This window comes from Verrucomicrobiota bacterium, assembly GCA_016871495.1.
Lineage (GTDB): Bacteria > Verrucomicrobiota > Verrucomicrobiia > Limisphaerales > VHDF01 > VHDF01.
The window spans coordinates 1-12,576 of the sequence record VHDF01000011.1 but is presented as its reverse complement, the minus strand read 5'-3'; the positions used below and the strand labels follow the sequence as shown (position 1 = coordinate 12,576).

General features: G+C 60.1%; 9 protein-coding genes. All 9 read left to right on the top strand.

The genetic code is table 11. The features are described 5' to 3' along the window. Positions 1 to 144: 144 nt before the first annotated feature. The 9 genes from FJ404_03975 to FJ404_03935 all read left to right on the top strand — a co-directional run bounded on the left by FJ404_03975 (position 145) and on the right by FJ404_03935 (position 12,085). Complete coding sequence (locus FJ404_03975; GenBank protein ID MBM3822043.1) at positions 145 to 1,023, top strand: peptidylprolyl isomerase; 879 nt, start codon at positions 145 to 147, stop codon at positions 1,021 to 1,023. A 167-nt stretch (positions 1,024 to 1,190) separates the two neighbouring features. Continuing rightward, positions 1,191 to 2,933: an arylsulfatase gene (locus FJ404_03970; protein ID MBM3822042.1), complete on the top strand. Its 1,743-nt coding sequence runs from the start codon at positions 1,191 to 1,193 to the stop codon at positions 2,931 to 2,933. Further along, complete coding sequence (locus FJ404_03965; protein MBM3822041.1) at positions 2,930 to 4,366, top strand: sulfatase; 1,437 nt, start codon at positions 2,930 to 2,932, stop codon at positions 4,364 to 4,366. The genes FJ404_03970 and FJ404_03965 overlap by 4 nt, the downstream gene beginning before the upstream one ends. A gap of 323 nt (positions 4,367 to 4,689) precedes the next feature. After that, positions 4,690 to 5,922 (top strand): ABC transporter substrate-binding protein, encoded by a 1,233-nt coding sequence (locus tag FJ404_03960; protein MBM3822040.1) that lies wholly within the window; start codon positions 4,690 to 4,692, stop codon positions 5,920 to 5,922. 72 nt (positions 5,923 to 5,994) lie between these two features. Continuing rightward, a complete protein-coding gene (locus tag FJ404_03955) occupies positions 5,995 to 6,894 on the top strand; it encodes a branched-chain amino acid ABC transporter permease (GenBank protein ID MBM3822039.1) in 900 nt (299 codons plus the stop codon). A gap of 38 nt (positions 6,895 to 6,932) precedes the next feature. Beyond that, on the top strand, positions 6,933 to 7,877 hold the full coding sequence (locus FJ404_03950; protein ID MBM3822038.1) for a branched-chain amino acid ABC transporter permease: 945 nt from the start codon (positions 6,933 to 6,935) through the stop codon (positions 7,875 to 7,877). Positions 7,878 to 7,900: 23 nt separating this feature from the next. After that, a complete protein-coding gene (locus FJ404_03945; GenBank protein ID MBM3822037.1) occupies positions 7,901 to 8,701 on the top strand; it encodes an ABC transporter ATP-binding protein in 801 nt (266 codons plus the stop codon). Positions 8,702 to 8,717: 16 nt separating this feature from the next. Further along, entirely contained in the window at positions 8,718 to 9,428 is a 711-nt protein-coding gene (locus tag FJ404_03940) for an ABC transporter ATP-binding protein (GenBank protein ID MBM3822036.1), read from the top strand. Positions 9,429 to 9,553: 125 nt separating this feature from the next. After that, positions 9,554 to 12,085, top strand: coding sequence for a DUF3516 domain-containing protein (locus FJ404_03935; GenBank protein MBM3822035.1), 2,532 nt, complete (start codon positions 9,554 to 9,556; stop codon positions 12,083 to 12,085). Positions 12,086 to 12,576: the final 491 nt, after the last annotated feature.

Sequence of the window (12,576 nt, the reverse complement as noted above, 5' to 3'; positions counted from 1 at the left end):
CGGCGGGCTCGGGGTTTGGGCGCCACCCCCGCGGTTCCCACGGTCAGTTGCGCCGAGGAGAACCTGCTGGCTTTCCCCGGGGACCCTTACTCGACCGAAAACATCTTGATTCACGAGTTTGCGCACGCCTTGCACGAGACGGCCATGAATGTCCTGGATCCGACCTTCGACACCCGGCTTAAGGCCGCGTATGAGGAGGCCCGGCAACGCGGCTTGTGGAAGGGGACCTATGCCGATTCGAATCGAAATGAATACTGGGCCGAGGGCGTGCAGAGTTGGTTTGACGACAATCGCGAAAACGACGCGCTCCATCATCATGTCAACACGCGGGTGGAGTTGAAGGCTCACGACCCCGCGCTGGCGGCGTTGTGCGCGGAAGTGTTGGGAGATCGGGATTGGCGCTATGTCAGACCGGCCCGGCGTCCCGCCCTCGAGCGCGCACACTTGGCCGATGTTGATTTCGAGCGGGCGCCTCGGTTCCAGTGGAAGGCGGAACCGGTCCCGGCCAGGCCGCGCGTGGAAATCCATACGGAGATGGGAACGGTCGAGCTGGAGTTGGATCGGGAACGCGCTCCTGGAACCGTCACCAATTTTCTTCGCTATGTGGAGGCGGGCCATTATCAGAACGGCCGTTGGTTTCGCGCGGTCCGGACTGACCATCAACAGGGGAACCCGGTCAAGATTCAGGTTCTGCAAGCCGCGATGAATCCGGAGAAGGAAAACGAGGCTTTTCCTCCTATCCCATTGGAACGGACTCGAGACACCGGGTTGAAGCACCTGGACGGAGTGATCTCCATGGCCCGAACCGGACCCGACTCCGCGCAGCATCATTTCTTCGTTTGTATTGGGGACCAGCCCGAGCTGGATTTTGGCGGGCGCCGCAATCCCGACGGTCAAGGGTTCGCGGCCTTTGGCAGGGTGGTGCGCGGCATGCAGGTCATCCATGCCATTCACGCGATGCCTGGGGACGGTGAAAGGTTGAAATCGCCGGTCAAGATTCAACGGGCGATTCGGCTGGAGTAAGGCGCACTTTCTCGCGTAGAACTCTCCGCGTTCCCCATCGAGCCGGTTCTCGTTGACGAGGAGCTGGGCTCACCCGGATTCATGCAGTTTACGGACCACGGCCGAGCATGGCTTGAGGCTATTTTATGAGACGGACTTCCAGGCTGGTGCCGATCCCATACCGTGCCTTGACCGTGGCGGTGTTGTTGTGGGTGGCTTTGACCGCCAGGGCGGCCGCGCCTCGGCCCAATGTCGTGATTTTTCTCGCCGACGACGCGGGGTGGGGCGACTACAGTGTGAATGGCAACACGACCGTTCGCACCCCCCATCTCGACTCGCTGGCGCGGCGCGGAGCTTCCTTCGATCGGTTTTTCGTCTGCCCGGTTTGCTCACCGACGCGAGCCGAGTTGCTGACTGGGCGTTATCATCCTCGCGGAGGCGTCCGAGGCGTCTCGACCGGTTTGGAGCGCTTGAATCTGGATGAGAAGACGCTGGCTGATTCTTTCAAGGCCGCGGGCTATGCCACGGGCGCCTTCGGCAAATGGCACAATGGCTCCCAGTGGCCGTATCATCCGGGCGCGCGTGGCTTCGACGAGTTTTATGGGTTCACGTCCGGTCACTGGGGCGAGTATTTCGATCCGCCCCTGGAGCACAACGGCCGCCCGGTGCGCGGTCGGGGTTTCATCGCGGATGATGTGACGACCCATGCCGTTGAGTTCCTGGAGCGGCATCGGAACCGGCCCTTCCTCTGCTTCGTGCCCTTCAACACGCCCCATTCGCCCTGGGCCGTGCCGGACGATTACTGGCGGCGCTTCAAGGATCAGCCGCTGGCGCAGCGTGCCACGGATGAAAGCCGGGAAAAGCTGGAACAGACCCGTTGCGCGCTGGCGATGATGCAGAATCTGGACGACAACGTGGGCCGCGTGCTGCAGAAGCTGGACCAGCTCCAAATCGCGGATCGCACGCTGGTGATCTATTTTTCGGACAACGGCCCCAACACCCATCGCTGGAACGGCGGCATGAAGAACATCAAGGGTTCTTTGGACGAAGGCGGGGTGCGGTCGCCGTTGTTCATCCGCTGGCCTGGCGGCGGCATTGAACCCGGGCGTGTGGTTCGCGAAATCGCGGGCGCGATCGACTTGCTGCCCACCCTTTGCGCACTGACCGGGGTCCGGCACCTGGGCGAAAAGTCCCTTGATGGACGCGACCTTTCGCCGCTGCTGCGGGGTCAATCCGTTGTCTGGCCCGAACGTTTGCTCTTCTCACACTGGAACGGCCAGGTGAGCGTCCGGTCCCAGCGATATCGATTGGACCCACGCGGTGCCTTGTTCGACATGGTGGCCGACCCGGGCCAAACCCGGGATCTTGCTGGAGAGCATCGGGAGGTTGCCGAACGTCTGGCCAAGGCCGTCGTCGATTGGCGGGAGGAGGTGTTGCCGAAGTCGAACGAAGGTCGACCCTTGCCCGTGGGTTACGCGGTGTTCCCGCGCACGCCGCTGCCCGCGCGGGACGGTGTCCCCCATGGCGGCGTGAAGCGGAGCGCGAGCGCCCCGAATTGCTCCTACTTCGTGAATTGGACAAGCCTCGACGACCGCATGACCTGGGATATCGAGGTCAACGAGGCCGGGAATTACGAGGTGGAGGTGCTTTACACTTGTCCGGTGCAAGACGCGGGCTCGACGATCGAATTGGAGTTCAAAGGGGAGCGGTTGGAGGGCTCGGTGGAGCCGGGCTGGGACCCGCCGCTGTATACGAACCAGGATACTCTTGCCCGTCCGGCGGCGGAATCGAGGATGAAGCCGTTTCGTCCCCTTCGCCTTGGCCGGATGCGGCTGGAGAAAGGGAGAGGATGGCTTGCGTTGAGAGCGACGCGCGTTCCCGGCCGCAGTGTGATGGATGTCCGGCAAATCAACCTGACCCTCTTGCCATGAACGGGACACTTTTGGGGGTGATGATCAGTCTCCTTTTCGCGGCCCTACCGCTCGCCGTCGCCAGGCCCAATGTGTTGTTTATCGCCGTGGACGACATGAACAACGACCTCGGCTGTTATGGGAACCGGCAAGTGAAGTCGCCGAACCTCGACCGGCTGGCCGCGCGCGGTGTGCGGTTCGACCGCGCCTACTGCCAGTTCCCGCTCTGCTCGCCGAGCCGCTCATCGCTCATGACGGGTCTGCGGCCGAGCCGCACGAGAGTGTACGATTTGCAATACCACTTTCGGCAGGGGTTGCCGGATGTCGTCACGCTCCCACAGCACTTCAGCCGGCATGGCTATTATTCCGCGCGAGTCGGGAAGATTTACCACTATGGCAATCCCGGTGGCATTGGCACGAGCGGGCTGGATGATGCCGCGTCGTGGAATGAGGTGTTCAATCCCGCCGGCCGGGACAAGGCGCTCGAACGCGAGCTCGTCAACCATACGCCGAAGCGAGGACTGGGCTCATCCTTGAGCTTGTTCGCGGACCCCGTTGGACGCGACGAGGAACACACGGATGGCATGGTGGCAACCCAGGCCGTCGAGTTGATGGAGAAACACCGCGACCGACCGTTCTTTCTTGCCGTCGGTTTTTACAAGCCGCATTGCCCGTATATCGCGCCCCAAAAGTACTTCGACCTGTATCCCCTGGAGGAAATCACCCTGCCCGATTTGAACACGAACCTGCCCTCGATCCTGCCGAAGCCCGCCCTTTCCTCGACGCAGCCGTGGCCTTATTTCGGGGTCACCGCCGGGCAGGCGCGCGAGAGCAAGCGCGCGTATTACGCCACCCTCTCGTTCGTCGATGCGCAGATCGGGCGCGTGCTGGATGCGCTCGACCGGCTCCGCCTGCGCGACAACACCATCGTGGTCTTCTGGAGCGACCATGGTTACCTGCTCGGCGAACATGGGCTGTGGATGAAGCAGAGCTGCTTTGAGGAATCTGCCCGCGTGCCGCTCATCATCGCTGCGCCGGGCCTGAAGGCTCGCGGGAAAGCTTCACCGCGCACCGTCGAACTGCTCGATCTCTATCCCACCCTCGTGGACCTGGCCGGACTGCCCGTCCCCAGCCCTTTGGACGGAGTGAGCCTGCGGCCTTTGCTGCACGATCCGAAAGCGAAGTGGACGCGCCCGGCTTTCACCCAGGTGCAGCGTGGCGGCTTCCCCGGCTACACGGTGCGAACAGAGCGATGGCGATACGTCGTCTGGGACGATGGCGACAAGGGCGCCGAGCTCTATGATCATCAACGGGACCTCCGGGAATTGAAGAATCTCGCGGGGCGGAGGGAATACGAGAAGATCGAGGCGGAAATGAGGTCTCAAGTGCGGAAGAATTGGCCGGAACGGGTTCCGGGCGGCCGAGTCCTGCCCAGCAAGGTCGCCGCGCCATGAGGATCCATGTCGGACCTGACGAGCCCGGTCCTTTGCGGAGAAGTCGGCAGCGCCACAGTGCATCCACAGGTTGTCGGTGCTGCGCGCGGAAGCGCCGTGAACGGCGCGCCCCGACAACGTGCGGATGCGCCGGCAGCGCCATTCCGGCCAGATTCAAGGTTGAAATGACCCCTTGGTTTCCCTAGCCTCGTTTCCAGATTGCCCCTGGAAACGCGACCATGGGTTGGCTGCGGGGGACGAAGGTCGCGGCGAGATTCCGTCCTGGACCGGGAGGAAAGTTGCTTTTCGGGGGCGAGGACGCTGCGGACGAAGCAGGTTTGAAGATGCCTTTGCGTCGGCCCGTCGAACTCTCGTTCAGTCAGAAACAGACTACGACCCTGCCGGGTCCGTTTTGCATGAAACAATTGATACATGGTGCTATCGGCGTGGAATGTCGGGCCTGGGCGCGGCGATTCGCGGCCTTATTGGCGCTGATTTGCGCTCCGGGGCTGCTTGCGGCGGAGTCGATCAAGATTGGCGAATTTGCCTCGCTGACCGGGAAGGAAGCCGCGTTCGGGCAATCCTCCCACAAGGGAACCGTCCTGGCGGTGGAGGAAATCAATGCCGGGGGGGGTGTCCTGGGGCGCCCGTTGCAGCTGGTGTGGGAGGATAATCGGTCGCAACAGGGCGAATCGGCGACCATTGTTCGGAAACTGATCACCCGCGACCGCGTGGTGGCCATCTTGGGAGAGGTGGCATCAGGTCGATCTCTGGAGGCGGCGCCGGTTTGCCAGCAGTTCAAAATTCCCATGATTTCCCCTTCCTCGACCAACCCCAAGGTGACCGAGAACCGCGACTACATTTTTCGAGTGTGCTTCATCGACCCTTTCCAGGGAACGGTGATGGCCAAATTTGCGTCGAGCACCCTGAAGGTGAAGAAGGTGGCGGTCTTGTTGGATGCCGCCGCGCCCTATTCGGTGGGCCTCGCCAGTTTCTTTACGGAGAAGTTCAAAGCCAGCCAGGGCGTGATCACCGCCGAACGAAAGTACAACAGCGGCGACAAAGATTTCAAAGCGCAGCTCACGGCGATTAAGGCCAGCGCTCCGGAGGCGGTGTTTGTGCCGGGCTATTACACCGAAGCGGGATTGATCGTCCGTCAGGCGCGCGAGTTGGGCATTCAGACCCCCATTTTCGGAGGCGACGGCTGGGAAGCCCCTCAGCTGCTCGAGATCGGGGGCAAGGCTCTGGAGGGCACTTTTTACTCGACCCATTATTCTTCCGAGGACAAGTCGGCAGCGGTGCAGGAATTCGTGAAGCGGTTTCGCGCCAAGTACGGCGAGGTCCCGGATGCCATGGCCGCGTTGGGGTACGATTCCGTCAAAGTCCTGGCCGACGCGATCAAGCGCGCGGGGAGCACGGAGGGGCCGAAGCTCCGGACGGCCCTGGCTGCGACGCGCGATCTGCCGGGGGTGACGGGGAACACGACCATTGACGCCCAGCGGAACGCGACCAAGCCGGCCGTGATTATTGCCGTCAAGGACGGGCGTTTCCAGTATGTGGAAACGATTTCACCTTGATGGCTTTTCGAGACAGGGCGGTTGCCGCAGAGAACCACGGGGCCGTGTGTTAGGAGCCTGGATGGCGTCCTCATGACCCAATCAGAATTTCTTCAGCAACTGATCAACGGTTTTTCCCTTGGATCGGTGTACGCCCTGATTGCCTTGGGTTACACCATGGTCTACGGGGTTCTCGGGTTCATCAACTTCGCGCATAGCGATGTGTTCATGATCGGGGCTTTCGCTGGGTATTACCTGGGCCGCCGATTGCCTCCGGAGACCGTCGGGGGAGGACTGCTGGTGATGGCGGGAGCCATGATCTGTTGCGCTTTGCTGGGCATGCTGGTCGAGAGGTTGGCTTACCGGCCCCTCAGGTCGAGATCCAAGCTCACCGTGTTGATCACGGCGATCGGGGTTTCTCTGCTGCTGCAGAATCTGGGCCAGCGCTATTTCGGCGCCGAGGTCAAAAGCTTCCCCCCCGTCTTCCCGGTCAAATCGCTGAGCCTGGGTTCGGACTTGGTCTTGAACAGCAACCAGCTCCTGGTGCCCTGCATCACGATGGTGCTGCTGGTGGCCTTGCAGTTCATCGTGATGAAGACGCGGGTCGGGACGGCGATGCGGGCGGTATCCTTCAACCCGACGGCGTCCTCCCTGGTGGGGATCAACAACGACGCCATCATTGCCTTCACCTTTGGATTGGGCTCCGCGCTGGCGGCGGCCGGGGGCATTCTTTACGCCATGAATTATCAGGCGATCGAGCCGCTGATGGGCACCTTGCCGGGATTGAAGGCTTTTGTCGCCGCCGTGCTCGGAGGCATCGGCAACATTCCGGGCGCAGCATTGGGAGGCCTTTTCCTTGGCGTCATTGAAACCTTCGTCAACTCGACCGTCGCTTCCAGTTGGACCGACGCCATTTCGTTCGCCTTGTTGATCCTCATTTTGCTCTTCAGGCCGGCCGGCCTGCTTGGGCGGGTGCGGGTGGAGAAAGTTTAAGCCCAGTCATGGATTCCGCGCCGCGCGCATTCCGCTGGATGAACCGGGCGAAGAGTCTTTTGGCCGCGTCCCTGGCCCTTTGCTTGCTGGTGTCCCGCTACTCGGACCAGATCAATCCCTATTTTTTTGATGTGATCATCACGATCGGCATCAATGTGATTCTGGCCGTGAGCTTGAATTTGATCAACGGTTACACCGGCCAGTTTTCTCTTGGCCACGCGGGGTTCATGGCTGTGGGGGCTTATGCCGCGGCGGCGTTGACGCTCTTTGCGGGTCCGAAAATCCTGCCTTCCGGCGAGACTGGGTTCGCGGTTTATGCCGGGCAAGTTTGGTTTGGTTTCGCTCTGGTGGCGGGGGGATTGGCCGCCGCGCTGGCGGGATTGTTCGTCGGCATGCCGTCTTTGCGGCTCAAGGGAGATTACCTGGCCATCGTCACGCTGGGCTTTGGCGAGATCATCCGCGTCGTGTTTCGAAACATGGAGTCCGTGGGCGGGGCGCTGGGCTTGAACGGGATTCCGGCTTACACCAATTTCTTTTGGACGTTTGGCTTTGCCGCGCTCACGGTTTATGTGGTCGCCTGTTCCGTGAATTCCACTTACGGGCGGGGGTTTCTCGCCGTGCATGACGACGAGATCGCGGCGGAAGCCATGGGCATCAACACCACCCGTTACAAGATCACGGCCTTCGTCATGGGCGCGTTCTTCGCGGGGGTGGCGGGGGGCTTGTACGGACATTATAAATTATCGATCGATCCCAAGGGGTTCGATTTTTTCCGTTCGATTGAAATCGTGGTCATGGTCATCCTGGGCGGCATGGGAAACACCGTGGGAGTCATTCTCGCGGCCGTGTTGCTGACTTTGCTGCCGGAATGGCTGCGTCAGTTTCAGGATTATCGCATGATCATTTACTCGGCGGCTTTGATTGCCTTGATGCTGCTGCGTCCGCAGGGGCTGTTCACCCTGCGCCGACCGGGTAAAGTTTGACCCGAAAGGCTCGCCTTCTGATCATGACTTCGCCCACTGACCGGGATGTCCGCGACCTCCTCAGGCTGGACCGTTGCACCATCCGTTTCGGGGGGCTCACGGCCGTCTCCGAGCTGACGGCGAGCGTGGGTTCGCGGGAGTTGGTGGGGTTGATCGGGCCCAATGGCGCGGGCAAAACCACCGTTTTCAATCTCATCACCGGCGTGTATCAACCCACGCAGGGCGGCGTTTTCTTCGACGGCGAGCCGCTGGCTGGGAGAAGGCCTTATCAGATCACCGAGCACGGGATCGCCCGCACCTTTCAGAACATCCGGCTTTTCCCTTCCTTGAGCGTCTTCGACAACGTGCGCGTCGCGTTCCATCTGCATATTTTCAGCGGTCTGCGCCATGCCCTGTGGCGAGGACGGGCTTTTCAAGATGAGGAGAAGGAAATCGAAGGAAAGGTGATGGAACTTCTGGAGATTTTTAAGCTCGGGCGTGCCCGCCACGCCCCGGCCCGCAGCCTTTCCTACGGCGATCAACGGAGGCTGGAAATCGTGCGCGCCTTGGCGACGCGTCCCCAATTGCTTCTGCTCGATGAACCGGCGGCGGGCATGAATCCCACCGAAAAGGCCGGGCTCATGGATCTCATTCGATTCGTCCAGGACCGTTTCAAGATTTCCGTCCTCCTGGTCGAGCATGACATGCGGGTCGTGATGGGCATTTGCTCCCGCATCATCGTGTTGGATTATGGGGTCAAGATCGCGGAAGGTTCACCGGAAGCCATCCGCAACGATCCGAAGGTCATCGAAGCCTACTTGGGTGAAGACCCGCCGAAAACCTAGCATGGAAACGGCGCCCATGATGGAAGTCCGTTCGCTCGAGGTTGCTTACGGCGGCATCGTCGCCCTGCACGGCATTTCACTGCGGGTCGATCCCGGTCGCATTGTGACGTTGATCGGCGCCAACGGCGCGGGGAAGACCACGACGTTGCGCGCTCTCTCCGGCCTGCAACGCGTCCGTTCGGGGGAGGTGCTTTTCGAGGGACGCCCCATCCACCTCCTTCCTCCCCATGAATTGGTTCGCCGGGGCCTCGCTCATGTGCCCGAAGGACGGCTGGTTTTCGCCAATCTCACCGTGCTGGAGAATCTGCGCATGGGCGCCTATTTGAGACGAGACAAGCGGGAGATGGGCGAAACTCTGGATTATGTGTTCAAAGTTTTCCCGCGGCTGAAAGAGCGCGAACGCCAGGTGGCCGGAACGCTCTCGGGCGGCGAACAACAGATGTTGGCCATCGGACGCGCCCTGATGGGGCGTCCGCGTTTTCTCATGCTGGACGAACCCTCCCTCGGAATCGCGCCGATTCTGGTGAAAACCATTTTCGAGAAGATCGCGGAGATCAATCGGGAGCAGGGCATGACGATCCTCCTGGTGGAACAGAATGCCAATCTCGCCCTGGAGATCAGTCATGAAGCCTATGTCCTCGAAACCGGGCGAATCCTCCTCCACGGCGAGTCTCAGTCCCTCCGGCAGAACTCCGAAGTGAGAAAGGCCTACCTTGGAGGACACTGAGCAAGACGGCATGGCGAAGCCATCCTCTCTTGAAGTTGGATGGCGCGGCGATGCCGACGACCTGGATCGATCCCGAAGGCTCCGTGTGAACGCTCAGCCCACGCCACCATGAAGGTCGTCGATCCATGCCCTTGAAAGACTACTTGCCGTCCGGTCCGGTCACCGCGGACATCCTGCTGGAGCACTTTTTGGAATACGCGGCCTCGAGGGAGTTGTCCCTTTACCCCGCCCAAGAATCGGCACTGCTCGAAATCTTCGACGGGAAAAACGTCATCCTGAACACCCCCACGGGCTCGGGAAAATCGCTCGTCGCCGCCGCCTTGCACTTCGAATCGCTCGCGAGGGGGAAACGATCGGTTTACACGTGCCCCATCAAAGCCCTGGTCAATGAGAAGTGGATGGCGCTCTGCCAGGAGTTTGGGGCCGAGCATGTCGGACTGAGCACCGGCGATGCCACGGTCCATCAGGACGCTCCCATCCTGTGCTGCACCGCCGAGATCCTGGCGAACATCGCGCTCCGGGAAGGCCGCGCTGCACCTTTTGCCGACGTGGTCATGGACGAGTTTCATTATTACTCGGATCGGGAGCGCGGGGTCGCGTGGCAGTCGGCAATGCTCTGCCTCCCCCAATCCCGGTTCCTGCTGATGTCCGCCACGCTGGGAGATACGATGTTCTTCGAGGAAGAATTGGCGCGAATCACGGGAAAGCCCGCGGTTACAATCCGTTCGGAGCATCGACCTGTTCCCCTGGAATTCGGCTACCAGGAGACCCCCTTGGCGCAAACCATCGAGCGACTGGTCCAGGAGCGCCGCACGCCGGTGTATGTCGTTCACTTCACCCAAATGGAGGCGGCGCAAAGCGCCCAGGATTTTACCAGCATCAACGTCTGTTCACGGGAAGAAAAAGCAACCCTTTCACGCGCGATCGACGCCTTCCGTTTCAGCAGCCCCTATGGAGCGGAAATCAAGCGATGGCTTCGCCACGGCATCGGACTGCATCATGCGGGACTCCTTCCCAAATACCGAGTTTTGGCGGAGCAATTGGCCCAGCGGGGCTTGCTCCAGGTCATCTGCGGGACCGACACTCTGGGGGTCGGCATCAACGTCCCGATTCGCACGGTGCTCTTCACCCGCTTGTGCAAGTTCGACGGGGAGAAGACGGCGATCCTGTCGGCCCGCGACTTTCACCAAATCGCGGGCCGGGCCGGACGCAAGGGGTTCGACTCGCTGGGTTGGGTGCTGGCTCAAGCCCCCGAGCATGTGATCGAGAATCTCAAGCTGGAGGAGAAAGCCGCGCGCGACGGGAAGAAAACCGTCAAAAGAAAGGCTCCGGAGAAGAATTTCGTCGCATGGGACCGACAGACCTTTCAACGGCTCCAACAATCCCCTCCTGAGAGGCTCGTCTCGCGCTTCCAAGTCTCGCACGGCATGTTGCTCAACGTGCTCTCGAGACCCGGAGACGGATGCTTCGAGATGCGCTCACTCATCCGGCAGTGTCACGATTCTCCGAAACAAAAGAAGGCTCACTTCCGGCGCGCCTGGCAGCTTTTTCGCTCCCTCGTGGAGCGAGGCATCGTGTCGCCGAGCCCTGAGGTGCAAGCCCGGTCCCAATGGAGAATCAGCGTGGAATTGCAGGACGATTTTTCGATGAATCAATCGCTCTCGCTTTATCTCTTCGAAACTCTGCCCAAGCTCGATGCTGCTTCGCCAAATCATACCTTCGATGTTTTGAGTCTGGTGGAGTCAATTCTGGAAGACCCCGAACCCATTCTTCGGAGGCAACTCGACAGGCTGAAGTCAGAGAAACTGGCCGAAATGAAGCGTGCGGGCGTGGACTATGATGAGCGCATGGAGGAGTTGGAGAAATTGGAGCATCCCAAGCCCAATCGGGAGTTCATCTATGCCACTTTCAACGAATTTGCGAAGCGGCATCCCTGGGTCGGCGAGGAAAACATCCGTCCGAAATCCATCGCGCGAGAAATGTTCGAGCAGTTCCGCTCCTTCGACGACTACGTCAAGGATTACGAATTGCAGCGGGTCGAAGGCTTGCTGCTGCGCCATTTAAGTTCGGTTCACAAGGTGCTCGCCCAAACCGTGCCGGATGTTTTGAAGACCGACTCTCTTCGTGAAGTGGAGATTTACCTGCTGGCGTTGATTCGCGGAGTCGATTCCAGCCTGCTGGAAGAGTGGGAGAAGATGCAGCGAGGCGCCTCCATGGCCCCTTCAACGCAGCCGCCGCCGGCGCTTCCGCCCCGTCCAGAATCCAACTCAAACAGGCTCCGTGCCGAGCTCCGCCAAATCGTGTTTCAGTTCCTTCGAGCCTTGTCCAACAGCGAATTCGTGCTCGCACTCGAGTTGACCCCCGCCGCCTCAGTTCCAGGTCAACCGGATTGGAACCCCGAATCTTTGCGAGTTGCTCTGGATCGTTACCGGCAAGTCCGTGGACGATTTCGACTCGACCCCGAGGCTCGTAATCTCAAGCACACCCATTTTCTTCAGGGAGACCAGAACTCGCGCCTCACGATCGAACAAGTCTTGATCGATCCGGATGAACACAACGACTGGATTGTGGCGTTTGAGGTGGAAATGGGTGGAATCCCACCCAAGGACAGCGCTTCGGTCCGGTTTCGAGACTTACGTCCTTTGCTCACCCCTTGAGACGCCACGAATCAGGTTGGACAAAAGTGTTTCATCCCTCCCTCCAGGCTCCATCAGCCTCCACGGCAAGGATTGTCGGTTCTTCTTACACCTCTAGTATTGGATATAAGTAATTCGTGATAAACGACTTAAGATGTTTAATGGGCTATTGATGCTTTGAAAGTGTCGGATTTTATTACAAACTCTTATCCTTGCTAAGGAGTAGATTCTCGATTCTCATAATTTGTAATATGTTTACAATTAACTAGTTGCATATATTTCCTAGTGAGTTGCGACTTTTGGCATGCTTCATGTTCAGTGTCGAATGCTCATGGTGCTGCTCCCATATGGATCTAGTTTCAATGGGGTTGGGATTCCATAAGCTGAAAAAACACATGAAAAACAAAACAACGTTCGGGCTCTTCTGGGTTGTAGCCGCTGTGCTGGCCTCGGTGACGGGGCAAGTGATGGCGACGCCTCCTCCTCCGGTCCCGGATGCGGGATCCAGCGCT